Here is a 22,742-nt window from a genome sequence, read left to right as displayed (position 1 = left end):
CACCATGGCAGCTGAGAAGTTCTACGACGACGACGCGGACCTGTCGGTCATCCAGGGCAAGAAGGTCGCGGTCATCGGCTACGGCTCGCAGGGGCACGCGCACGCGCTCAACCTCCGCGACTCGGGCGTCGAGGTCGTCGTCGGCCTGCGCGAGGGCTCCAAGTCCGTCGCCAAGGCCGAGGAGGCCGGCCTCACCGTCAAGCCGATCGCCGAGGCCGTCGCCTGGGCCGACGTCGTCACCATCCTCGCCCCCGACCAGGTGCAGGCCAAGCTCTGGGAGGACGAGATCGCGCCCAACCTCAAGCCCGGCTCCGCGGTCCTCTTCGCCCACGGCTTCAACATCCACTTCGGCTACATCAAGCCCGCCGAGGACATCGACGTCATCATGGTCGCCCCCAAGGGGCCCGGCCACACCGTGCGTCGCGAGTTCGAGGCCGGCCGCGGCGTCCCGGTGCTCGTCTGCGTCGAGCAGGACGCCTCCGGCAACGCCTGGCCGCTCGTCCTCTCCTACGCCAAGGCTATCGGCGGCACCCGCGCCTGCGCCTTCAAGACCTCCTTCCGCGAGGAGACCGAGACCGACCTGTTCGGTGAGCAGGACGTCCTGTGCGGTGGCCTGTCCAAGCTGATCCAGTACGGCTTCGAGGTCCTCACCGAGGCCGGCTACCAGCCCGAGATGGCCTACTTCGAGGTCTGTCACGAGATGAAGCTCATCGTCGACCTCATCAACGAGGGCGGCATCTCCAAGCAGCGCTGGTCCTGCTCCGACACCGCCGAGTACGGCGACTACGTCTCCGGCCCGCGCGTCATCACGCCCGACGTCAAGGAGAACATGAAGGCCGTCCTCAAGGACATCCAGGACGGCACCTTCGCCAAGCGCTTCATGGACGACCAGGCCGCTGGCGCCCCGGAGTTCAAGAAGCTCCGCGCCGAGGGCGAGGCCCACCCGATCGAGAAGACCGGTCACGAGGTCCGCTCCATGTTCGCCTGGCGCTCCGACATCGACAAGGACTACCAGGAGGGCTCCGTCGCCCGCTGATCGCTGACTGACCGTCACCGATCGTGGCGCCGCACGGCGCTCCACGCACGCGGCCACCATCCGGACCTCGGGTCTCGGATGGTGGCCGCTCTGCGTAGCCTGGCCCCATGACTGAGTCCTCCCAGAAGACCATTAAGCTCGCAGTGATCCCCGGCGACGGCATCGGCAAGGAAGTCGTGCCCGAGGGCCTCAAGGTCCTCGACGCCGCCCTCGCGGGCACCGGCGTCACCATCGAGCCCACGACCTTCGACCTCGGCGCCGACCGCTGGCACCGCACCGGCGAGACCCTCACCGACGAGGACCTCGAGGCCATCAAGGCCCAGGACGTCATCCTCCTCGGCGCCGTCGGCGACCCCTCAGTGCCGTCCGGCGTCCTCGAGCGCGGCCTCCTCCTCCGCCTGCGCTTCGCCCTCGACCACTACGTCAACCTGCGTCCCTCCAAGTACTACCCGGGCGTCCCCACGCCGCTCGCCGACCCCGGCGACATCGACTTCGTCGTCGTCCGCGAGGGCACTGAGGGGCTCTACTGCGGCAACGGCGGTGCCGTGCGCGTCGGCACGCCCCACGAGATCGCCACCGAGGTCAGCATCAACACCGCCTACGGCGTCGAGCGCGTCGTCCGCTACGCCTTCGAGAAGGCCCAGTCCCGCAAGAAGCACCTCACTTTGGTCCACAAGCACAACGTCCTCGTCAACGCCGGCCACCTGTGGCGCCGCACCGTCGAGGCCGTGGGGGAGGAGTTTCCAGAGGTCGCCGTCGACTACAGCCACGTCGACGCCGCCACGATCTACATGGTGACCGACCCGGCCCGCTTCGACGTCATCGTCACTGACAACCTCTTCGGCGACATCCTCACCGACGAGGCGGGCGCGGTGACCGGCGGCATCGGTCTCGCCGCCTCCGGCAACCTCAACCCCGTCGGCGAGTTCCCCTCCATGTTCGAGCCCGTCCACGGCTCCGCCCCCGACATCGCCGGCCAGGGCAAGGCCGATCCGACGGCGACGATCTCCGCCGTCGCCATCCTCCTTGAGCACATCGGCCAGAGCGAGGCGGCGGCGCGCGTCGAGGCCGCGGTCGACGCCGACATGGCCGCGCGCGCTGAGGCCAATCGGGCGGGAGCCCCGCTGGTCCGGTCCACGACCGAGATCGGTGATGCGATCGTCTCCGCACTGCGGGCCTGAGCCGGTTCCGGCGGTGGCGTCCTGCTGTAGGGTTCAACAGTCCGTGTGGGAGCACTGAGAGGAATTCGGATGAAGATCGCCGTCGCAGGCACCGGTTACGTCGGCCTGTCGCTGGCCGTGCTACTGTCGCAGCACAACGAGGTTCACGCGCTGGATGTCAACGCCGAGAAGGTCAAGCTCATCAACGCCGGCACCTCCCCGATCGTCGACGCCGACATCTCCGAGCAGCTCGCCTCCGGGAGGCTCAACCTCACGGCCACGACCGACCCGGCGACCGCGTACGAGGGAGCCGACTTCGTCCTCGTCGCCACCCCGACGAACTACGACCCCGCGACGAACTACTTCGACACCTCCCTCGTCGAGAGCGTCGTCGAGGACGCCTTCGAGGCACGTCCCGAGGCCACCATCGTCGTCAAGTCCACCGTCCCGGTGGGCTACGCCGCCGAGCTCACCGAGCGCTTCCCGGGCGCCCGGATCCTCTTCTCCCCGGAGTTCCTCCGCGAGGGCAGCGCCCTCCACGACAACTACTACCCGAGCCGCATCATCGTCGGCGTGTCGGCCAACGCTCCCGAGCAGGAGTCGCTCGCGGCCTCGGCGAGGACCTTCGCCGACCTGCTCGTGGAGGGCGCCCGCGCGCAGGACGTCCCGGTCCTCATCATGCGCTCCACCGAGGCCGAGGCCGTCAAGCTCTTCGCCAACACCTACCTCGCGCTGCGCGTCTCCTTCTTCAACGAGCTCGACACCTACGCCGGGACCCGCGGCCTGGACGCCGCCTCCATCATCAAGGGCGTCGGGCTGGAGCCCCGCATCGGTTCCCACTACAACAACCCGTCCTTCGGCTACGGCGGCTACTGCCTGCCCAAGGACACCAAGCAGCTCCTCGCCAACTACCGCGACGTCCCGCAGAGCCTCATCGGCGCCATCGTCGAGGCCAACGACGTCCGCAAGGACTTCATCACCGAGGAGATCCTCCACCGCGTCGTCGAGCTCGTCTACGGCGGCACCGCCCACCCGGTGGTCGGCATCCACCGTCTCACCATGAAGACCGGCTCCGACAACTTCCGCGAGTCCTCCATCCAGGGCGTCATGGACCGCCTCAAGACCAAGGGCGTCCCGGTCATCATCTACGAGCCGACCCTCGAGGTCGACGAGTTCCACGGCTGGCCGGTCATCTCCGACCTGTCCGAGTTCAAGGCGCGCTGCGACCTCATCGTCGCCAACCGCTGGAACGACGAGCTCACGGACGTCTCCGACAAGGTCTACACGCGCGACCTCTTCCGTCGTGACTAAGACGGCGGGACGCTGAGGCGTCCCCGTCGCCGTTCGTCGGTCTAGAGCGACCAGGATGCGGCCACTCACTGTCCGATCACTGGGCCGGCAGTAGCCTGGGGCCATGTCTGACGCCGCCTCCACCCCCGACTCGCTCGTCACCTCTCTGGCCAAGGCCGCCGCCGTCCCCGTCCCCGCCGCGGACGAGCTCGCGGGCCGCTTCCCGCTCACGCCCAATGCGCACCCGGCCACCGACGCCGAGCGGACCCAGGCGCTCACCGACCTCCAGTTCGGTAGGGTCTTCTCCAACCACATGGCCCACGCCCGCTGGACCCGCGGAGAGGGGTGGGGGAGCCAGGAGACCGTTGGTTTCGGGGACATCTCCCTGTCCCCTGCGGCCGCCGTCCTCCACTACGGCCAGGAGGTCTTCGAGGGCATCAAGGCATACCGTCACGCCGACGGCTCCATCTGGACCTTCCGGCCCCGCTACAACGCCGCCCGACTCAACCTCTCCGCCCGGCGCCTGGCCCTGCCCGAGCTCCCGGAGGAGGACTTCATCGCCTCCCTCGTCGACCTCGTGCGCGCCGACCAGGAGTGGGTCCCCTCCGGTGACGGCGAGTCCCTCTACCTGCGCCCCTACATGTTCGCCTCCGAGGCCTTCCTCGGAGTGCACGCCGGCGGCGTCGTCGACTACTACGTCATCGCCTCCCCGTCGGGCGCCTACTTCACCCACGGGCTCGAGCCCATCAGCATCTGGGTGGCCCAGGACTTCCACCGCGCCGGCCGTGGCGGCACCGGCTTCGCCAAGACCGGCGGCAACTACGCCTCCAGCCTCCTGCCCCAGCAGGAGGCGGCCGCCCAGGGCTGCGACCAGGTGTGCTTCCTCGACGACGTCACCGAGAAGAACCTCGAGGAGCTCGGCGGCATGAACATCATGGTCGTCGACGCCGACGGCACCGTGCGCACCCCGCACCTGACCGGAACGATCCTCGAGGGCAACACCCGCTCCGCGATCATCCGCCTCCTCCAGGACGAGGGGCGTCGCGTCGTCGAGGACACGATCACCCTCGAGGGCCTGCTCGCGGACATCGAGTCCGACAAGGTGACCGAGGTCTTCGCCTGCGGCACCGCCGCCGTGGTCGTCCCCCTCGGCCACCTCAAGGGCGAGGGCTTCGACGTGACGATCTCCGGCCAGGAGGTCACCCGCCAGATCCACGACCGTCTCACCGGCATCCAGTACGGCCGCTACGAGGACCCGTACAACTGGATGTACCGCCTGGTCTGACCCACTCAGACGGACCTGCGCGGAGCGTCGGGGCGCCTGCACACGAGGTCCTCACCGGTGCAGCCGATCACGCACCGGGCGCCACCGCGCCGCCCGCGCGCGCCGTGGCACACTGACGCGGCCGCCGGGACCCCGCCCGCGCGGGAGCACGAGGAGGCCCCGGGACATGGCAACCACGAGCAGCCGGCCGAGCGAGCCGTCGAGCAGCCCGGCGGGCACTACCCGGCCCACCGTCGCCGTCTACGACACCACCCTGCGCGACGGCGCCCAGCAGCAGTCCGTCTCCTTCACCGTCGACGACAAGCTCGCCGTCGCACGCCTCCTCGACGAGCTCGGCGTCGCCTACATCGAGGCCGGCTGGCCCGGCGCCATCCCCAAGGACACCGAGCTCTTCGAGCGCGCCCGCACCGAGCTCGACCTCCAGGCCGCCCGGCTCGTCGCCTTCGGCTCCACCTGCCGCGCCGGCGCCGACGCCGCCGGCGACGAGCAGGTGCGCGGCCTCATCAGCTCCGGCGCCCCCGTCGTCACCGTCGTCGCCAAGTCCGACCCCGTCCACGTCGAGCGCGCCCTGCGCACCACCCGCGAGGAGAACCTCCGCATGGTGCGCGACACCGTCGAGGTGCTCGCCGCCGCCGGACGCGAGGTCATGGTCGACCTCGAGCACTACTTCGACGGCCTCACCCACGACCCCGCCTACGGCGTCGCCGTCGCCCTCGAGGCCGCCCGCGCCGGCGCCACCGCCGTCATCCCCTGCGACACCAACGGCGGCACCCTCCCCGGCGGCATCGCCGACGCCGTCCAGGAGCTGCGCGCCGCCCTCGACAAGGCTGGCTGCGGGGCCTGCACCATCGGCATCCACACGCACGACGACTCCGGGCTCGCCGTCGCCGGGGCCCTGGCCGCCGTCGACGCCGGAGCCCGCCAGGTCCAGGGCTGCGTCAACGGCTTCGGCGAGCGCACCGGTAACGCCAACCTCCTCACCCTCATCGCCAACCTCGAGCTCAAGACCCCCTGGATCGCGCTTCCCGGCGACGACGACGAGCGCGCCCGCCGCCTGGCCGAGCTCAGCCGCGTCTCGCGGCGCGTCGGCGAGATCGCCAACCGGGCGCCGTCGGGCCGCGAGCCCTACGTCGGCTCCAAGGCCTTCGCCCACAAGGCCGGTCTCCACGCGTCCGCCATCAAGGTCGACCCCGACCTCTACCAGCACATCGACCCCGCGCGCGTCGGCAACACGATGAGCATGCTCGTCTCCGAGATGGCCGGGCGCGCCTCCATCGAGCTCAAGGCCCGCGAGCTCGGCATCGACACCGACGGCGACGCCGAGCTCCTCGGTCGCGTCACCGCCGCCGTCAAGGAGCGCGAGGCACGCGGCTACGCCTACGACGCCGCCGACGGCTCCTTCGAGCTGCTGCTGCGTGAGGCACGTGGTGACCTGCCCGAGTACTTCCGCGTCGAGTCCTGGCGGGCGTCCGTCGCGGCCCGGCCGGCGCCGGGGGAGGAGCTGCTGCCGGTCGACGGCGGCACCGAGTCCGAGTCCGAGGCCACCGTGCGCATGTGGGTCGGCGGGCGGCGCTACGCCGTCCTCGGTGAGGGCAACGGACCCGTCAACGCCCTCGACCACGCCCTGTGCGACGCGCTCGCCGAGACCTACCCCGAGATCCGAGGCTTCGAGCTCACCGACTTCAAGGTGCGCATCCTCGACTCCGAGCGCGGGACGCAGGCCATCGTGCGCGTCCTCGTCGACATCACCGACGGCGAGCGCACCTGGTCCACCGTGGGCGTGGGCACCGACATCATCGAGGCCTCCTGGGAGGCGCTGACCGACGGGCACGTCGTCGGACTCATCCGCGCCGGGCTCGAGCCGCGGTAACTTCGTACGTGCGCGAGCAGGACGTCCCTGGACGAGCGATGCGCCGTCGGCGTCGCTCTCGTCCGCAGGCGTCTGGTTGGTGCCGAGCACGGCGCCGCGAAACCGCGCGCAGGTAGCGGTCAGCCGGGCACCGGTCGAGCTCAGCCGACCCCAGGCTCCCAGGTCCCGACGTACTCGTCCGGCGTGAAGCGCCACGCGACGACGTCGGAGCCTGCAGGGGTCAGCCCGCTCAGCCCGAAGGTCTCGTCCGGGTTCCATCCGGCGACGACGCTCGCCACGCCGTCATCCACCTCGATGGCGCGACCGGCGAGCGCGAGGTACGAGGCCACCGGCAGGTGGACGCCGTCGACGCCGTCGGCCGCCACCGCGGCCCAGTCCGGCATCACCCAGGCGCCGTCACGGCCGGTCGTGCAGAACCAGTCGTGGCGCACCGATCGCGTGACGACGAGCGGGTGCCGGCGGCACAGGTCAGCCCAGTCCTCCGGCGAGCGGATCTCAAGAACGTGCGCGTCGTCGGGGACGTGGACGCCGCGCACGACCGCTCGCACCGCTCCGTCGCCGTCCTCCTCGCACCACAGGCCGACGGGGGAGCCGTCCGACAGACGCCGCGACGACGTCGGCACGCATCGAGACGGCGTCGACCACCACGCGCCCGAGGCGTCGTCGGCCGGGGCGTCCGGGAACGGGGTAGTGGAGGCCGCGTCCTCCATCTGCGTGCGCAGGACGACGTCGTCCTGCAGGGCTGCGGCGGGGTGACCCAGAACGGGAGCCGGAGGGGCGTCGTCGTCGGCCCACGTGACCTGGGCCTGCGAGGAGCTCATGGTGGACCACCACCACTCGGTGAGCGGGGATGACGCCACGTGCGCGGCCACGCGGCGAAGCGCGTCCACGACGGGCGGGGCGGCGAGCACTGTCTCGAACGGTTCCTGCGGCTGCCAGTACAGGGCCTGCCCGACCCGCACGCTCAGCGCGCGGATGAGCGAGCCCTCGGTGAGACGCGGCAGGGGGAGCGGTGCGAGCCGGGCGGCGAGGTCGCGCGCGCTCAGAGACTCGAGCTCGGGACGCCAGGTCTCGCGGTCATCGAGGAGCAGGTCGAGCAGGAGACGCCGACCGCGAGGACCCGCGAGGAGGTGACTCGTGGCGTGGGCAGGGCGCTTTACTGCGGTCCTCATCGGCAGTGACGTGCTCAGGCCGGTGCACCCACATCGCCAGCCTGGGACGCCGCAGGCGCTCCAAAGCTCGGTAGCTCGTCCCGACGCAGATAGCCGAGGACCAGCGGAGGCAGGCCGAGTGCTGCCGTAAGAGCCGTGAGGGACTGACGGACGTACGGGTAGACGAGGAAGTACGCGTTCGTCTGGATCCACGCCGCGAGATCAGCGTCTTCCACGACCAGGTCCGGCTCGGCGGAGAACTCCGCGACGTGGAAGACGATGATCGGTGTCTCGCCGCCCTCGGACCCGTCGAGCCGGCACGTGAGTGAGTGGCCGACCCGCACAAGCAGCATCTCCGGGTCGCTCGACCAGTCGTACTGGGGTGGAAGTGGGGTCACGTCGATCTGCATCTCGGGGCCGACTGCACCAACCGGACCCGCGTGCACCTCGTCGACGCGCACGTTGCGCAGCTCAGTGCCCGCGACGATCGCCGCGATCCCGGCGTGCTCAGCGACTGAGCGGGAGTGAGTCACCTTGGCGTCCGGCTCACTCACGAGACCTTCTCCCTGGTGGCCGGTGTAGCCCAGGCGTCGGTGCGCGGGGCCATGGCGGGCTTGAGCCGGACCACCTGCGCCATCGTCGCCGTAGTCGTTCGTGGAGACGGGCGTCCGGCAGCCGGCAGGTCCTTCCACTGAGGTGCCGTTGACGTCACGCGGGCGAGAGCGGTCTCCAGCTGACTCATCTCCTCGAGCGTGAGGAGCGAGTCGTCCACCAAGACCCCACGGCGGGTTCGCAACCACTCGACGATCTGGGTCCATGCCCAGAGCCGCTGGAAGTCGATGCCGACGCAGTCAAACACGGCAGGGAAGTCAGAGCGGCTCGTCCACTTCCGCACGGCCTCGCGGGAGACGCCGACCCGTACAGCGATCTGAGAGGTAGTCACGAGATCCCGGTGGACGCCCACGAGGCGCAGGGCTGGGACGGCCCGTGCGAGATCGCGGTAGGTGATGACCGCCTCATCCAGCGCACGAGGTGCCGCGACGTTGAGCGTCATGAGTGTCAGACCTGGACGCTCCTCCCACAAGATCAGCGGGAAACGGGCTCCGAGCAACTCGGCGGTCGACTCATCATCAAGGTCAATGCCAGTCACGCTGAGCGTGACCTCAACAGTGGGGTACTCCATGGTGGTTCCTCCTGCCGATACTGTACGTGAAGGTTGACAAGTGCCAACCGGATTTGCGCGTGGGTATTCCCACAGCGTTCAGCGGAGCTCGGAGCGAAGCGACAGCAGGCTCTGCTTCAGGGAGTCGTGCCGCTCCTTGAGGTGCTGCCACTCGGAGTGCCTGCGAGGCAGGTCGTCGCGCAGCTTCAGATTGGCCTCCCTGAGGGATGAGGTGGCGTCCCGTGTCAGGTCCGCAGGGGCCATCGAGGAGCGTTCCCCACCGAGGCTCGCCGCGGCACGGCGCTGCGCCGCCTCCTGGTCGATCATGGCTGCGTCGAAGTCCTGCTCCATCTCACTCAGGACACCGCTCGCGTCGTCGAGGTTCGCGAGGATGTCCTCGATTCGCTGCTCGGCATCCGCGAGGGCGAGGAGTGCCTCGGCGCCGTCGAGCAGCCGCTCTGCACCGTCGAGACGCGTGCGGATCGTCGTCAAAACCACCGACACATCGCGATGACCGCATCGCTGCACCCTCTTGAGGGAGGACTGTGCCACGGATTCGGTTCCTCGCCCCGTGGAGAAGATTCGGATCCGGTGCTCCGGAGCGTGCTCTGGGCACTGGAGGATCAGCCCTCCATGGTTGGAGGCGCGCTCGGCGTGCCAGCCGTACTCGCGTGCTACCTCAAGGACCTCCTGCCACGTCTTGTTCTGGTGGCTCCAGACGTCTTTCGTCATCCGGATGACCTCCTCGAACCCTGTGCCAATAGTGAAAGTCTTGCACGCGTGCATGACAATTATCTGCGCGTGGATGAGGCGACTCACGTCGGGATCGTGTGAGCGGCGCGTCGGGCACGACGAAGGCCCCGACTCGATGAGCCGGGGCCTTCGTGATGGGGTGGCTAACGGGGCTTGAACCCGCGACCTCCTGGACCACAACCAAGCGCTCTGCCAACTGAGCTACAGCCACCATCGCTGCGAACGCGTCGCAACGAGTCGGTACTTTATCGGCTCGTACCGGGATGGGCCAAACCGGAGCCCGTGCACTGCGTCACGTGGTGCTGAGCGGCGCCCCAGGTGCCGACGTCGGACGGCTCAGGGTGCGATGGAGCGGGGCCCGCTGGGCGCGGCGAGCTCGGGCGGGGCGGGCCGCGACGGGGCGGGGCGAGCTCGGGCGGGAGGGGGCAGCCAGACGTTGCGACGTGGACGGGATCGGCCGGGGTCGGAAGCGGCAACGCCGGCCACCGCGCGGAGGCGGCGACCGGCGTCGTCGGATGGCTCAGGGGAGCGGATCAGGCGCGGTCCGCCGTCGGGTGCGCGACGATGTCCTCCGCCACGGCCTGGCACTCCTCGCTCGTCGGGCCCTCGCCCTTGGGGAAGAGGACGGCGCGGTAGTAGCGCAGCTCGTCGATCGACTCGAGGATGTCCGCGAGCGCGCGGTGGCCGCCGTGCTTCTCCGGGGACTGGAAGTAGGTGCGCGGGTACCACCGCTTCGCCAGCTCCTTGATCGAGGAGACGTCCACGATCCGGTAGTGCAGGTAGTCGATGAGCTCGGGCATGTCGCGCGCGAGGAAGGTCTTGTCCGTGCCCACCGAGTTGCCGGCGAGCTGCGCCGTGCGGGCCTCCGGGACCAGGGACTTCACGTAGTCGAGGACCTGGCGCTGCGCCTCCTCCATCGTGAGGCCCTCCTCGAGCTCGTCGAGCAGGCCGGAGGAGGTGTGCATCTTGCGCACGAAGTCGTTCATCTGCTCCAGGGCGACGGCCGGGGGCTTGATGAGGACGTCGATGCCCTCGCCCAGCGGCTTGAGCTCGTAGTCGGTCACGACCACGGCGACCTCGATGAGCGCGTCCGCGCTGAGGTCGAGGCCGGTCATCTCGCAGTCGATCCACACCAGGGGATCTGAGGTACTCATCTGTCGACTCACGGTGGGAAGTCTAGCGCCGGCGTGATCGCGGTCCCTGGCGGGTGCGCGGCGTAGGCGGCGAGCGCGTCCGAGGGGCCGGGGGCACGTGGCCCGGGGGAGGGCGCGGCCGGGGCCGCGGCGCCTGTGCGCGTGGTGGTCGTCGTGCCGGGACGGCTCCCGCGTGTCGTAGTCTTGGCGCGCTCCCGGCGCCCGAGGCGGGTGGGGGGCCCGCCTCCGTAGCTCAATGGATAGAGCATCGGCCTTCTAATCCGCAGGTTGCCGGTTCGAGTCCGGCCGGGGGCACCACCGCGCTCGCGGGCTCGCCCCCCCCCGACGCCGATCCGCCCAAGCGCGCGGGCTCCTCCGTCCGGTGGACGCGTGCCCCGCCCGGGGCGCGCACCCTGCGGACCAATACCGGGGTCCGTCGCCACCCCCTCCTAAGGTGGCCCCATGGCCCTCCCCGACCCCTCGAGCCCCGACGGCGACGCCCCTGTCACCGCGCTCAGCCGAGGCCGGCTCTCCGACGTCCTCAGCGACACCCTCGCCTCCCTCCAGTCCCTCAGCCTCCCGCTCGCCGCCGACGGCGTCGACGACGCCCGCCGCCTGCGCGACCGCCTCACCGACCAGCTCCGTGACCAGGTCCTCCCGCGCCTGGCCGACGCCGACGCGCCCGCTGTCGTCATCGTCGGAGGCTCCACAGGCGCCGGGAAGTCCACCCTCGTCAACTCGATCCTCGGCAGCGAGGTCTCCGAGGCCGGCATCCTGCGCCCGACCACGCGCACGCCCGTTCTCGTCACCAGCACCGAGGACGCGGCCGCCCTCGCCGAGCACCCCGTCGCCCAGGTCTGCCGCACCGTCACCTCGGAGGTCGTCCCGGCTGGCCTCGCCCTCGTCGACGCCTCGGACCTCGACTCCGTGCACGCCGGCAACCGTCGCCTCGCCGCCCGTCTCCTCGAGGCCGCGGACCTCTGGCTGTTCGTCACCACCGCTGCTCGTTACGGCGACCACACCCCCTGGGCCTCGCTCGAGGAGGCGGCTCGGCGCGGCACCCCGACGGGCGTCGTCCTCAACCGCGTCCCGGACGCCTCCCTCAAGGTCGTGCGCCGCGACCTCCTCGAGCGCCTCGACGCGCTCGGCCTCGCGGACGCGCCCTTCTTCGTCGTGCCCGACGTCGGCCCCAACGAGGGCCTCCTGCCGACCGAGCTCGTCGCCGAGCTGCGCGCCTGGCTGCGCGCCCTCGCCGGCCGCCACCGCGCCGCCGGCCTCATCAGCCGCACCGGTCGGGGCGTGTGGACCGCGATGCGCACCGACCTCACCGCCCTCGCCGACGCCGTCGACGCCCAGGCGGACGCAGCCGACGCGCTCGACGCCGCCCTCACCGCCCTCCCCGCCGAGCGGCTCACCGTCCTGCGCGAGGACCTCGGCACCGGGCGCCTGGGGGAGGGAGCCCCGTCCACCCGCTGGGTCTCCCTCGCCTCCTCGGGCGGCCCGCTCGCCTCGCTCTCCCAGGGCGAGCGCCTGCGCCGGGGCCTGCTCGGCCGTGCCGAGAGGAGCCGTTCCGAGGCTCTCGCCTCCGTCGCGCAGGAGGCTCGTACCTCGATCGCGGCCCGGCTCGACGCTGCCGTCGTCACGCTCGCCGTCGAGGCCGACCGCCTGCGCGCCGCCGCCACGAGCCGCGGGAACGACGACGCCGAGGCCGAGGACGCCCCGGTCGCTGTGGCCGGCGCCCAGCGGACGAGCACCGGCCCGACCGATGCGCCCGCCGACACGGCCCGCGCCACGGCCGGCGAGACCGTGGCCCGCCGCGCCGTCACCGCCTGGGCCGACGGCCTCACGGCGCTGCCGGGCCACGCGCAGCCTCCGTGCGGCCTCACGGCTGACGCCGCACGGGACCTCGTCCTGGCCGCCGCCGTCGGCGTCGACGGCACCCGCGCGGCCTGTGACCGACTGGGCCTCGACGAGCCGCTCGCCGCTGCCCGCACCGCCCTCGACGCCACGATCGAGCGCACCCTCTCCGACGCCGTCGAGTCCCCTTCCGGGGTCGGCGTCGGCGGCGCGCAGGCCCTGACCGCACCCGACCCCTCGCTCGCAGCGGCCCTGCGTCTGCGCGCCGGCGAGCTCACGCCCCTCACCCGTCCCGGAGCCGCCGCATGACATCCACCCCCACCACGCCCTCTATCAGTGCTGCGACCGGGCGCTCCGCCGGCCGCCACCGCGCCGAGTCCGAGTACTCGGCCCGGCTCGCCACCCGCCTCGACACCCTGCGCTCGGCACTCGCGACCGCTGGCGACGAGGTCCCCACGTGGCTCGCCGGCCCCGCCCGTGAGGGCCTCGACCGCGTCGAGGAGCGCCTTGAGCTCGGCGTGGACCACACCGTCGTCGCCCTCTTCGGGGGGACCGGATCCGGCAAGTCCTCCCTCTTCAACGCCCTGTCCCGCCTCGACTTCGCCGACGTCGGCGTGCGCCGGCCTACCACATCCGTCGCGGCCGCCTGCTCGTGGGGCGACGACGCCGAGGCCCTTCTCGACTTCCTCGGCGTCGCACCGAAGCGCCGGATCCGCCGCGAGTCCCTGCTCGACGCCCACGACGAGGACGAGCTCGCGGGCCTCGTCCTGCTCGACGTGCCCGACTACGACTCCGTCACGACCGACCACGCCCTCCAGGTGGACCGCCTCGTGCCCGTCGCCGACGTCCTGCTGTGGGTCGTCGACCCGCAGAAGTACGCCGACGCTGCCCTCCACGAGGGCTACCTCCGCGACCTCGGCGCCCGCGAGGAGGACATGCTCGTCCTCGTCAACCAGGTCGACACCGTTCCCGAGTCCGGCGTCCAGCCCCTCCTCGACGACGTCCACGCCCTCCTCGCTGCTGATGGCCTCACTGACGTCGAGGTCCTCCCCGTCTCCGCCGTCCGCGGCGACAACATGGCGCGCCTGCGCGAGATCCTGCGCGGCCGCGTCGGCATCGAGTCCAACGCCGCCCGCACCGCCGACGCCGAGCTCGACGCCATTACCGGCCGGCTGCGCGGCGCCGTCGCCCCGAGGCGCGTCGCCCACGACGCCGAGATCGACGCCGCCGCAGCGAACGCCCTCATGCGCGCCGGCGGCGCCACCGCTGTCGCCGACTCCATCCGCACCGGCCTCGCCCGGCTGCGCCCGCCGGCCCTCGCCCACCCCGGCGCGCCTGCCGTCTCCGAGGCGGAGGCCGTGCGCGACTCGTGGCTGGCCCGAACGACGCCGGGACTGCCCGAGCCGTGGGTGCGTGCCGTCGACCAGGCCGCCTCCCGCCCGGCGCCCCTCGCCACGGCCACCGGTGAGGCTGCCGGTGCCGTGGGGCTCCCCGCCGCGCACCGCGCCGGGATCGAGATCGCCTGGTGGCTGGGGCTCCTCGCCCTCGTCGCCGGCGTCGGCTGGGGCGTTCTCGCCGCCGTGACGGGCGGTGCCCTCGGAGGCGCCGGTGGTGCGGCCACCGCGGCCGTCGCACCGGCGGTGCTCATCGTGCTCGGCGTCGTCCTGCTCGCCTGGGCGACAGCCGCCCGACGGCGCCGCGCCGTCCGCGAGGCGGAGGCCTACGCAGCGCGCGTGCGCGAGCGCCTCGACGCCGTCGTCTCCGCCGAGCTGGCGACCCCGGCGGACAACGTCCTGCGCCGGCACGAGGTGCTGCAGGCCGCGCTCGGGCTCTGACGCGGAGCGATCCCGGGCCGCACAGGCGCCGCGGTGACGGGCAGCTCCACAGGCGCTGGACCGTGCGCAACAGACGGAGCCGGACTGCAGCCACGCTGGTCGAGGACCGGTACCAAGACCGGCCCGACCGGCGCAGCAGCCGGTCGCAGCACGCATCCGTCAGGAGCACCGTCATGACCCGCCAGCCCGAGCTCACCGTCCAGGCCGTCCTGGGCACCAACCCGGTCCTCAGCCACGTCGGCGAGGACAAGCGCCCCTTCTGCCGCTTCCGCGCCGCCACGACGCCCTCCGTCCGCACCGCCGACGGCGGTTGGCGCGACGGTGAGACCGTCTGGCTCACCGCGAAGGCCTGGGGCGCGCTCGCCGAGAACCTCGCCTTTTCCCTGCGCAAGGGTGAGCCCGTCCTCCTGCACGGACGACTCAGTCAGGAGACCTGGAGCGGGGAGCGCGGGGAGACGACGAGCAACGTCCTCACCCTCATCACCGCCGGCCACGACCTCACCCGCGGTTACAGCCGGTACACGCGATCCGGCAGCGAGGGAGCGGCAGGCTCAGCGCTTTCAGGCCCCTCAGGGGATTCGGCCTCCAGCGCGCCGTCGGCCGCCTCCGCGGGCTCGACGGCGGGCTCCGCGGCAGGCGCCGGCCTCTCTCAGGAGCACTGGGCGACGGGCGCGTCGGACTCTGACGGCGTCGAGGGGAGCGGGGCCGAGGAGACCAGCCGAACCGACGCCACCGGCGGCGCCGAGGGCACGGCGACGATCGCGCCGTCCGGTGGCCCAGCGACGGGGGAGGAGACCGAGGCGAGCACGCCGCCCTACCTCCTTGCCGACCTCGAGGAGGGCGTCAGCCTGCCGTCGTGACGAGGTGGTCGAGGTCGGCCGGGTGCGCCACCCGCAGGATCTCGATGAGCGCGCGCGTCGCGGCGTCTGCCGCGGCGCCGGCCTCGGGGACGAGACGACGCAGGAGGTCCTCCTCGCGCGACCAGCCCAGCAGCCCCATCTCGTCGCACGCGTCCTCACTCAGCAGCACCCGACCGGCCGCGTCCAGTACGGGCGCGTCAACCTCGACGCCGTCACCGCGGCGCAGCAGCACGAGCCCCGGCACCTCCGGGCTCGGCACCCGTCGCGGCCCGCGCCGCAACCACGAGCGCAGCCCGCCACGCGTCGCCACCGACTCCTCCGTGACCACCGGGGCCGGCGCCGTCAGCAGGATCGTCGTCCCCACCGGGACCTCCTCGAGGTACCGCGCGAGGGACGGGCCGAAGGCCTGCCACGAGCCGCGGTCGACGACGTCGTCGAGGGGAGCGGGGGCCGGGGCGCCGGCGTCAGCGGGGGAGGAGGTCGTCATACGGCCAGGGTATCGGGGTGGGCGCCACAGCACTCACCCGCGTGTCCGCCGCCCTGCTCCGCCCGGCCCTCGCTACGGTGACCGCGAACCGGGGTGCGCTCGCACCCGTCTCGGCCAGGAGAGCAGACATTCGATGATCCGATTCGACCACGTGTCCAAGGTCTACAAGCGGGGCGCCCGTCCGGCCCTCGACGACGTGGACATCTCGATCGAGCGCGACGAGTTCGTCTTCCTCGTCGGAGCCTCCGGGTCGGGCAAGTCCACCTTCCTGCGCCTCGTCCTGCGCGAGGAGCGCCCCACCTCCGGGCGCGTCCACGTCCTGGGCCGCGACCTCTCCCAGGTCTCCTCCTGGAAGGTCCCCCAGCTGCGCCGCGAGATGGGCTTCGTCTTCCAGGACTTCCGGCTCCTGGAGTCCAAGAACGTCATCGAGAACGTCGCCCTCGCCTCGCAGGTCATCGGCAAGCCCGCGCACTACGTCAAGACCGCCGTGCCCGAGGCGCTCGAGCTGGTCGGCCTGTCCGGCAAGGAGAAGCGCATGCCGCACGAGCTCTCCGGCGGTGAGCAGCAGCGCGTCGCCATCGCCCGCGCCATGGTCAACCGCCCCAAGATCCTCCTGGCCGACGAGCCCACCGGCAACCTCGACCCTTCCACCTCCGTCGGCATCATGCGGCTCCTGGACCGCATCAACCGCCAGGGCACGACGGTCGTCATGGCCACCCACGACGACGAGATCGTCGACCAGATGCGCAAGCGCGTCATCGAGCTCAAGGCCGGTGAGGTCGTGCGCGACCAGGCCAACGGCGTCTACGGCTCCGACCGCTGAGCCAAGGGAGCGAGTACCACCATGCGATTCCGCTACGTCCTCTCCGAGACCGGCAAGGGACTCACCCGCAACCTCGCGATGACGGTCTCCGTCATCCTCGTCGCCTTCGTCTCCCTGCTCTTCGTCGGCGCCTCCGCCCTCCTCCAGGCGCAGATCTCCACGATGAAGGGCGACTGGTACGACAAGGTCGAGGTCAGCGTCTACATGTGCCCGCCGTCCTCCTCCTACCCGCAGTGCTCCTCGGGCGAGGCGACCCAGGCGCAGATCGGCGCCGTCGAGAAGCTCGTCAACTCCACGACTCTCGAGCCCTACGTCGCCTCCTACACGATCGAGTCGAAGGAGGCCGCCTACAAGAACTTCATGAAGGCCTACGGCAACTCGTCGATCGGTCGCAACGCCACCGAGGACATGATGCCCGTGTCCTTCCGCATCAAGCTCAAGGACGCGGAGAAGTACCAGGTGGTCGCCGAGCAGTTCGAGGGTCGCGACGGCGTCGAGCGCGTCGTCGACCAGCGCTCCACCCTCGAGCCGCTCTTCCTCGTCATGAACCGAGCCTCGTGGATCACCGGCGGCCTCGCCGCCGTCATGGCGCTCGCCGCGATCCTCCTCATCACGACGACCATCCGCCTGTCCGCCATGAGTCGTTCGCGGGAGACCGGCATCATGCGGCTCGTGGGCGCCTCGAACACCTTCATCCAGCTGCCCTTCGTCCTCGAGGGCGTCATCGCGGCGCTCATCGGTGCGCTGCTCGCCGTCGGCGCGCTCTTCGTCGGCGTCAAGTACGTCGTCACCGACTGGCTTGCCGGCTCCATCAAGTTCACCTCCGCCTTCATCGGCACGAGCGACGTACTGCGCCTGGCACCCTGGCTGCTGCTCGCGGCGGTGCTCATAGCGGCGCTGTCCTCGGCCCTCTCGCTGCGGAAGTACACGAGGGTCTGATCTCATGGGTCTCTCGCAGGTCTCAGCCGCGCGCCGTCGGCTCATCGCCACCCCCGTGGGACCTCGGGGCCGACTCGCGGTGGCGGCCGCCGTCGCCGTCGTCGTCATGGCGCCGATGAGCGCCGTCCAGGCCGATGAACGCTCCGACGCCGCCGACCAGCAGTCCTCGGCCCAGCAGAAGGAGCAGGAGCTCACCGCCTCCCTCGAGGGCGTCTCCTCCGAGCTCGGCCAGGCCTACCTCGACCTGCAGACCGCCACCCAGTCGCTCTCGACCGCGGAGTCCGACCTCTCCACGGCGGAGAAGACGCTCGCCACCAAGGAACGCGAGCAGCAGACGGCATCCGACCAGCTCGACGTCGCCCAGACCGACCTCGACGAGCTCACCAAGGACGCGGACTTCACCAAGAAGACCGCCGACGAGACCGAGTCGAGCGTCGGCCAGCTCGTCGTCTCCACCTACCAGGGGGACAACTCCCTCACCTCATGGTCCTACGTCCTCTCCTCCGACGACGTCGAGCAGCTCACCGACCGTGCCGACACCATGGAGATCGCCTCCGGCGTCCAGGAGTCCGCCCTCCAGGCTGCTGAGACCGAGCGCGCCCGGGCCGCCAACCGCAAGGCGCGTCAGGACGCCACCACCGCCCGGGTCGCCACCCTCAAGAAGCAGGCGGACGACGCCGCGAAGGCCGCACAGAGGGCCAAGGACGACGCTCAGGCCAAGCGCGACGAGGTCGCGAGCCTCAAGACCGAGAAGGAGAACGCCGCCAAGACCCTCGAGGACCAGAAGGGCGACCTCGAGGAGCAGCTCAAGCAGGCCAGTGCCGACGAGGCCGCCGCCGCCGCGAAGATCGCCGAGATCGACGCGCAGAACCAGGCCTCCGCCGCCTACACGGGCACGAGCGGCTCCGTGGACGCCTCCTCGCTCGGCTCCGGCGCTATCGGTCACCCGATCACCGGGCCCCTCACGGTCGCCTCGCCCTACGGCTACCGCGTCCACCCCATCGCCGGGGTCCGCAAGCTCCACGCGGGCGTCGACCTCGTCGCCGCCGAGGGCCAGCCCCAGTACGCCGCGGTCTCCGGCACGGTCACCTACAACCAGAACTCCTCGTGCGGCAACGGCATGTACATCAACGGCGGGATCATCAACGGCCAGTCCGTCGTCCTCGCCTACTGCCACTTGTCCGCCTACTCCGTCCCGGACGGGGCGACCGTCTCGAAGGGGGACCAGATCGGCCTCACCGGGCACACGGGCGGCGCGACAGGACCCCACTGCCACTTCGAGGTCCACATCAACGGGCAGACCCTGGACCCCATGACCCTGCCCGGATTCTGAGCCGTCGCGGGCGGTCACCGGTGCGGCTGGCGGTCCGTCGCTCGCCTGCGCGGGCCGGCGGGCCACGCCTTGACGCCTCGCGTAGGCTGAGCAACCGCGCCGCGCGCCGAGCCGGCGCCGCCGCGTCCAGCGGGACCCAGGGGAAGGAGACGCTCATGGCCAAGAAGCCCGAGAAGCCGCGCAAGCCCACGGCGGGGGAGCGTGCCAAGGCCGCCTCCGACGCCCACAAGACCATCGCCCGGAACAAGAAGGCGACCCACGACTACTTCATCGAGGACCGTTACGAGGCCGGGCTCTCCCTGACGGGAACCGAGGTCAAGGCGCTGCGCATGGGGCGGGCCTCGCTCACCGAGGCGTGGATCGAGATCGACCGCCACGGCGAGGCCTGGCTCGAGGGCGCGCACGTCCCCGAGTACCTGCAGGGCACGTGGAACAACCACGCCCCGCGTCGCAAGCGCAAGCTGCTCCTGCACCGCGCCGAGATCGATCGCCTGGCTCAGCGCGTCCAGGCCAAGGGGTACACGATCGTGCCGCTCGAGCTCTACTTCATCGGCGGACGCGTCAAGATCGAGATCGCTCTCGCGAGGGGCAAGCAGGACTGGGACAAGCGCCAGTCGCTGCGCGAGGCCCAGGACAAGCGCGAGGCCGCGCGAGCGATGTCGGCCGTCAACCGCCGTCGGGGCTGAGCCCACCGTGCTGCGAGGCGCCGCGGCCTCACGAGCGCTCCGCCGGTGCGGGGCCCGTCCCTCTCATCCCCGCAGCGCCCCGAGCGAGGGTTGGGGAGCGTCTGAGCCGCAGCGTGGCTCCGGCTCTCCCTCCTGGCGCGATCCCTTGTTGCGGTTCCGGTCGTCCTCGCCGTTCACCCCCCCCCGGGTGAATTCGGCGCTTCACCCCCTCCTGTGACCGAGGCCCCACCCGGGCCGCACGCGAGGATCTGACCAGGTGAGACGTGGGTGAGTGACGGGTGAATGCCGCGTCACCCTCGTCTACCCCGCAGGGGCCCCGAATGTCTGGGACCTAAGTCATGGCGTACGAAACGGCTCTGTCTCCATGATGTCACGGTGACGTCGCATTGCTGCAACGCACCGCAAGAAGGGGTGTCCGCCCTGCTGTCATCACAGCGGCGCTTGTAGGGTCCTAGCAGCGCCAACACATGGCGTTTGACGAATCCCCCAAAAACTATGAGGAGCTCTCAGTGAGTCCGTCCACGAACGACCGCGCGACCTCGATCGCCCGCGCCGACCTCGCCGCGCACGCCGTCGTCATCGCGTGCCTCGCCGTCGCGGCCCTGTGGCTGCTCAACGGGACTCCCGCTGCCGCCCTGCGCGGCGCCACCCGCGCCCCGCTCGCCGAGACCTCGAACGCACCCTGGGTCGAGGTCCTCACCTCCACCCGCTGGGCCGTCACCTGGGCCGTCCTCGGCTCCAGCGTCATCGCCGGCGCCCTCGCCGGCCGCGTCGGGGCGCGCCGCCGCCGCCTCGAGCGGGACGCGTGGGCCACTCCGGGTGCCACCCAGACCATCGACGGCGTCCTCGTCGCCGGGCGCGCCCCCCTGGGCCTCCACCCCGGCGTCGGCGGTGCCCTCCTTTCCGACGGCGCCACCGAGCGCGACGTCGTCACCTCCATCGTCGAGCTCGCCCGTCGTGGTCACGTGCGACTAGAGCAGGACTGCGTCGGCTCCGCGGTCGCCGGCGTCGACCGCCTCAGGGCGCTCACCGTCCGCCTCACCGCCGGCGACGACGAGCCCAGCGACCTCGAACGCGGCATCCTTGCCGCCCTCGCGGCGCACGGCGGCACCGTCGCCCCGGCGCGCGACGCCGAGGCCTGGAGGGACGTCGTCGCCCGAGGCGTCGTGGCCATCGACCGCGCTGCCATCGCCGAGGGCTACTACCGCCTGCCCCGCCGCGCCATGGTCTCCCGGATGCGTCTGGCGGGCTCGCTCATCGCCGCCGGTGCGCTCCTCATCGCCGCACTGTTCGCGATGAACGGCCTGTCCGTGCTGTGGGCGGCGCCGGTCGTCGTGGCCGGCCTCGTCGTCGCCGAGCTCGGCCACGTCGTCCCGGTCCTCACCCTTCCCGGTGCGACCACCGTTCATCAGCTCGAGGCACACCGCGCCCACCTCCTGCGCAGCTCCACGGTCGAGGCGGTCGCCGACCTGCGCGAGGGGCGCGCCGCGTCCGCGCTCACCTGGGCCAACGCCTACGCGATCGCCGTCCCCGCCACCGAGGTCGACGGCCCGCTCGGCCGAGGCGAGGCCGCCGGCGTGCGTCGGGGTCACGACTGGCTCGCCCTCTGGCCCGCCTGGGCGCTTACTGGTACGGAGTCGACCGAGGACGCGGTCAACGCCGTCGGACGCCGTGCCGCGGAGGAGATCCGCTTTGGCTCCGACCTGCGAGGCATGTCCGTGCTCGCCTGAGCGGGCTTCCACGAGCCTGGAGCCCTGCTCCTGCCAGGAGGGTCGGGGCTCCCTCGTGTCCGACACCTGTCAGACGAGGTCGGGCGCGGCCGTCGCGAAGTGACTCGGCCGGGCCGCGCTGGTACAGTAAGGAGCCGCCCGCACGCGGGCACGTTCCCCGGCTCCGACGCTCCGGCGCCGACCGGGTGACAACTCCACAGGGGATGATCGGTTTCGACGACGGTCGTGGGTTCAGGAGAAGCGGGTCGAGGATGCACAGTCATCTCGTCAACGCTCTGTGCGAACCAATAGGTGCCGATAACTCTCGCACCGACTTCGCCCTCGCCGCCTGAGCGAGCCTCGAAGTCCGTCAGCCCGGGGACTGCTTCCGCCCCGGTTCCTGGCGTCATCTAGGGAGCCACTGCTGAGGCCCCATGTCACGGGGGGCCTCGGGACTCTTACGTGACTGAGCCCGTCGGCGTCCTTGCTCGTGTGAGACGTCGGGGCTGAGAAAATCGCTAGCGAGCTGCGCCCGGAGAAGTCCTGTTGCACCACCGTCGGACCGGGGTTCGATTCCCCGCATCTCCACCTGTGAACGGCCCGGCCGCCACCCTGAGGGGAGGTGGCCGGGCCTTCGTCGTGCGCCTTGCGCGCCGTGCCAGCCCACCTGCACGTCGGTGCGGCTCGCGCCGCGCCACGCCTCGAGTGAGGCCCCCCTGGTGGGCGCCGTCCCGCGGGGTGCGTGTCGGGCCACGGCGGTGGCGAGCTGCTCGGCGTCGAGCCAGGCGCCGAAGAGTCGGCCGTCAGGGCGGAAGAGCCCGGCGTGCTCGGGCGGCACGGCCACGGCGCCGAAGCCGAGCAGGTCGACGAGCTCGCTCGCGGTCGCCTGGGCCTCGGGGTCGTCGGAGACGACGCCGAGGACGCGCCGGGTCCCGCCCTCGGAGCCTGGGCGCGCGGAGTCGATGAGCTCCTCGTAGGAGACGTGGTTGAGGGTGCGGGCCACGTGCTTGCCGGGGTAGCGGTCCGTCGCGGTGGGCGGCGCACCGGTCGGGGTGCCGGCGGTCCCCGTGGTCTCTCAGGGGTTCGTCGCGTCGATGATCGTGCCGCGCACGTGGGAGAGGTCCAGGTCCGCGACGGCGGTTGCGGGCACGGCGAGGACGACGACGTCGGCGCGCTCCTCGGGCTCGGTGAGGCGGTCCCAGCTCACGAGCTCGGCCTCGGGCAGGACGGACCCGACGATGACCGGCAGAAGGGACGAGGGGTGCGCGGTGACGAGGGTGGTGAGACCTGCGGCGGCGGCGAGCCTCCCGACGGCGGCCCCCAGCTTGCCGGCTCCGATGATGCCCGCGGTCCTGATCATCATGCCGTGGGAA

19 protein-coding genes, 2 tRNA genes, 1 other RNA gene and 1 pseudogene are annotated in these 22,742 nt (G+C 71.6%); 15 read left to right on the top strand and 8 right to left on the bottom strand.

All coding sequences use genetic code 11. The features are described 5' to 3' along the window. Positions 1–4 precede the first annotated feature (4 nt). From ilvC to cimA, 5 genes are all read left to right on the top strand, one after another. Positions 5–1,036, top strand: a complete 1,032-nt coding sequence (ilvC, locus tag IXW69_RS03245; RefSeq protein WP_194784937.1) for a ketol-acid reductoisomerase — start codon at positions 5–7, stop codon at positions 1,034–1,036. 107 nt (positions 1,037–1,143) lie between these two features. Continuing rightward, positions 1,144–2,217, top strand: coding sequence for a 3-isopropylmalate dehydrogenase (locus IXW69_RS03240; protein ID WP_194784936.1), 1,074 nt, complete (start codon positions 1,144–1,146; stop codon positions 2,215–2,217). A 69-nt stretch (positions 2,218–2,286) separates the two neighbouring features. Next, the gene (locus tag IXW69_RS03235; RefSeq protein WP_194784935.1) at positions 2,287–3,507 is read left to right on the top strand and encodes a nucleotide sugar dehydrogenase; all 1,221 of its coding nucleotides are present in this window, start codon (positions 2,287–2,289) and stop codon (positions 3,505–3,507) included. 103 nt (positions 3,508–3,610) lie between these two features. After that, positions 3,611–4,771, top strand: coding sequence for a branched-chain amino acid aminotransferase (locus IXW69_RS03230; protein WP_194784934.1), 1,161 nt, complete (start codon positions 3,611–3,613; stop codon positions 4,769–4,771). A gap of 166 nt (positions 4,772–4,937) precedes the next feature. Next, positions 4,938–6,641, top strand: a complete 1,704-nt coding sequence (gene cimA, locus IXW69_RS03225; protein ID WP_194784933.1) for a citramalate synthase — start codon at positions 4,938–4,940, stop codon at positions 6,639–6,641. A gap of 140 nt (positions 6,642–6,781) precedes the next feature. Here cimA and IXW69_RS03220 read toward each other — a convergent pair whose 3' ends face one another. From IXW69_RS03220 to orn, 6 genes are all read right to left on the bottom strand, one after another. Then, positions 6,782–7,813, bottom strand: coding sequence for a hypothetical protein (locus IXW69_RS03220; protein WP_194784932.1), 1,032 nt, complete (start codon positions 7,811–7,813; stop codon positions 6,782–6,784). Positions 7,814–7,827: 14 nt separating this feature from the next. Then, the gene (locus IXW69_RS03215; RefSeq protein ID WP_194784931.1) at positions 7,828–8,346 is read right to left on the bottom strand and encodes a hypothetical protein; all 519 of its coding nucleotides are present in this window, start codon (positions 8,344–8,346) and stop codon (positions 7,828–7,830) included. After that, the gene (locus IXW69_RS03210; RefSeq protein ID WP_194784930.1) at positions 8,343–8,975 is read right to left on the bottom strand and encodes a hypothetical protein; all 633 of its coding nucleotides are present in this window, start codon (positions 8,973–8,975) and stop codon (positions 8,343–8,345) included. The genes IXW69_RS03215 and IXW69_RS03210 overlap by 4 nt, the downstream gene beginning before the upstream one ends. 78 nt (positions 8,976–9,053) lie before the next feature. Next, positions 9,054–9,773 carry a hypothetical protein gene (locus IXW69_RS03205; RefSeq protein WP_194784929.1) on the bottom strand — a complete coding sequence of 240 codons (720 nt, stop codon included), beginning with the start codon at positions 9,771–9,773 and terminating at the stop codon, positions 9,054–9,056. Positions 9,774–9,842: 69 nt separating this feature from the next. Beyond that, positions 9,843–9,918, bottom strand: a tRNA-His gene (locus tag IXW69_RS03200). 322 nt (positions 9,919–10,240) lie between these two features. Then, positions 10,241–10,861 carry an oligoribonuclease gene (orn, locus tag IXW69_RS03195; RefSeq protein ID WP_194784960.1) on the bottom strand — a complete coding sequence of 207 codons (621 nt, stop codon included), beginning with the start codon at positions 10,859–10,861 and terminating at the stop codon, positions 10,241–10,243. Between the two features lie 221 nt (positions 10,862–11,082). On the opposite strand from orn, the gene IXW69_RS03190 reads away from it, so the two are divergent. From IXW69_RS03190 to IXW69_RS03175, 4 genes are all read left to right on the top strand, one after another. Continuing rightward, positions 11,083–11,158: transfer RNA gene (locus IXW69_RS03190), tRNA-Arg, on the top strand. Between the two features lie 144 nt (positions 11,159–11,302). Next, positions 11,303–13,006 carry a GTPase domain-containing protein gene (locus IXW69_RS03185; RefSeq protein ID WP_194784928.1) on the top strand — a complete coding sequence of 568 codons (1,704 nt, stop codon included), beginning with the start codon at positions 11,303–11,305 and terminating at the stop codon, positions 13,004–13,006. Continuing rightward, on the top strand, positions 13,003–14,532 hold the full coding sequence (locus IXW69_RS03180; RefSeq protein ID WP_194784927.1) for a GTPase: 1,530 nt from the start codon (positions 13,003–13,005) through the stop codon (positions 14,530–14,532). The genes IXW69_RS03185 and IXW69_RS03180 overlap by 4 nt, the downstream gene beginning before the upstream one ends. Positions 14,533–14,705: 173 nt before the next feature. Beyond that, positions 14,706–15,392 carry a single-stranded DNA-binding protein gene (locus tag IXW69_RS03175; protein WP_194784926.1) on the top strand — a complete coding sequence of 229 codons (687 nt, stop codon included), beginning with the start codon at positions 14,706–14,708 and terminating at the stop codon, positions 15,390–15,392. On the opposite strand, the gene IXW69_RS03170 is transcribed toward IXW69_RS03175, so the two are convergent. Further along, positions 15,376–15,879, bottom strand: a complete 504-nt coding sequence (locus IXW69_RS03170; RefSeq protein WP_194784925.1) for a TY-Chap domain-containing protein — start codon at positions 15,877–15,879, stop codon at positions 15,376–15,378. The two genes, IXW69_RS03175 and IXW69_RS03170, sit on opposite strands and share 17 nt — an antisense overlap. A gap of 133 nt (positions 15,880–16,012) precedes the next feature. Here IXW69_RS03170 and ftsE point away from each other — a divergent pair, with 133 nt between their 5' ends. From ftsE to ssrA, 6 genes are all read left to right on the top strand, one after another. Beyond that, a complete protein-coding gene (gene ftsE / locus IXW69_RS03165) occupies positions 16,013–16,702 on the top strand; it encodes a cell division ATP-binding protein FtsE (protein WP_194784924.1) in 690 nt (229 codons plus the stop codon). A gap of 21 nt (positions 16,703–16,723) precedes the next feature. Continuing rightward, positions 16,724–17,641, top strand: coding sequence for a permease-like cell division protein FtsX (gene ftsX / locus IXW69_RS03160; protein ID WP_194784923.1), 918 nt, complete (start codon positions 16,724–16,726; stop codon positions 17,639–17,641). Between the two features lie 4 nt (positions 17,642–17,645). Then, positions 17,646–18,974, top strand: coding sequence for a M23 family metallopeptidase (locus IXW69_RS03155; protein ID WP_228524612.1), 1,329 nt, complete (start codon positions 17,646–17,648; stop codon positions 18,972–18,974). A gap of 155 nt (positions 18,975–19,129) precedes the next feature. Further along, positions 19,130–19,660, top strand: coding sequence for an SsrA-binding protein SmpB (gene smpB / locus IXW69_RS03150; RefSeq protein WP_194784922.1), 531 nt, complete (start codon positions 19,130–19,132; stop codon positions 19,658–19,660). Positions 19,661–20,169: 509 nt separating this feature from the next. Next, positions 20,170–21,390, top strand: a complete 1,221-nt coding sequence (locus tag IXW69_RS03145; protein ID WP_194784921.1) for a DUF2207 family protein — start codon at positions 20,170–20,172, stop codon at positions 21,388–21,390. A gap of 199 nt (positions 21,391–21,589) precedes the next feature. Next, positions 21,590–21,960, top strand: a transfer-messenger RNA (tmRNA) gene (ssrA, locus tag IXW69_RS03140). 484 nt (positions 21,961–22,444) lie between these two features. Here the strand turns inward: ssrA and IXW69_RS03135 are convergent. After that, positions 22,445–22,738, bottom strand: a pseudogene (locus IXW69_RS03135) (NAD(P)-dependent oxidoreductase); the annotation flags it as partial. Positions 22,739–22,742: the final 4 nt, after the last annotated feature.

The sequence above is a fragment of the Actinomyces haliotis genome, from assembly GCF_015355765.1.
GTDB lineage: Bacteria > Actinomycetota > Actinomycetes > Actinomycetales > Actinomycetaceae > Actinomyces > Actinomyces haliotis.
Note: the sequence above shows the minus strand (reverse complement) of the source record. Positions and strands in the feature narration are given on the sequence as shown.

What these genes read in the sequence shown, in the direction of transcription:
- ilvC (WP_194784937.1), top strand. Translation starts at nt 5, where the DNA reads ATGGCAGCTGAGAAGTTCTACGACGACGACGCGGACCTGTCGGTCATC.
- IXW69_RS03240 (WP_194784936.1), top strand. Translation starts at nt 1,144, where the DNA reads ATGACTGAGTCCTCCCAGAAGACCATTAAGCTCGCAGTGATCCCCGGC.
- IXW69_RS03235 (WP_194784935.1), top strand. Translation starts at nt 2,287, where the DNA reads ATGAAGATCGCCGTCGCAGGCACCGGTTACGTCGGCCTGTCGCTGGCC.
- IXW69_RS03230 (WP_194784934.1), top strand. Translation starts at nt 3,611, where the DNA reads ATGTCTGACGCCGCCTCCACCCCCGACTCGCTCGTCACCTCTCTGGCC.
- cimA (WP_194784933.1), top strand. Translation starts at nt 4,938, where the DNA reads ATGGCAACCACGAGCAGCCGGCCGAGCGAGCCGTCGAGCAGCCCGGCG.
- IXW69_RS03220 (WP_194784932.1), bottom strand. Translation starts at nt 7,813, where the DNA reads ATGAGGACCGCAGTAAAGCGCCCTGCCCACGCCACGAGTCACCTCCTC.
- IXW69_RS03210 (WP_194784930.1), bottom strand. Translation starts at nt 8,975, where the DNA reads ATGGAGTACCCCACTGTTGAGGTCACGCTCAGCGTGACTGGCATTGAC.
- orn (WP_194784960.1), bottom strand. Translation starts at nt 10,861, where the DNA reads ATGAGTACCTCAGATCCCCTGGTGTGGATCGACTGCGAGATGACCGGC.
- IXW69_RS03185 (WP_194784928.1), top strand. Translation starts at nt 11,303, where the DNA reads ATGGCCCTCCCCGACCCCTCGAGCCCCGACGGCGACGCCCCTGTCACC.
- IXW69_RS03180 (WP_194784927.1), top strand. Translation starts at nt 13,003, where the DNA reads ATGACATCCACCCCCACCACGCCCTCTATCAGTGCTGCGACCGGGCGC.
- IXW69_RS03175 (WP_194784926.1), top strand. Translation starts at nt 14,706, where the DNA reads ATGACCCGCCAGCCCGAGCTCACCGTCCAGGCCGTCCTGGGCACCAAC.
- IXW69_RS03170 (WP_194784925.1), bottom strand. Translation starts at nt 15,879, where the DNA reads ATGACGACCTCCTCCCCCGCTGACGCCGGCGCCCCGGCCCCCGCTCCC.
- ftsE (WP_194784924.1), top strand. Translation starts at nt 16,013, where the DNA reads ATGATCCGATTCGACCACGTGTCCAAGGTCTACAAGCGGGGCGCCCGT.
- ftsX (WP_194784923.1), top strand. Translation starts at nt 16,724, where the DNA reads ATGCGATTCCGCTACGTCCTCTCCGAGACCGGCAAGGGACTCACCCGC.
- IXW69_RS03155 (WP_228524612.1), top strand. Translation starts at nt 17,646, where the DNA reads ATGGGTCTCTCGCAGGTCTCAGCCGCGCGCCGTCGGCTCATCGCCACC.
- smpB (WP_194784922.1), top strand. Translation starts at nt 19,130, where the DNA reads ATGGCCAAGAAGCCCGAGAAGCCGCGCAAGCCCACGGCGGGGGAGCGT.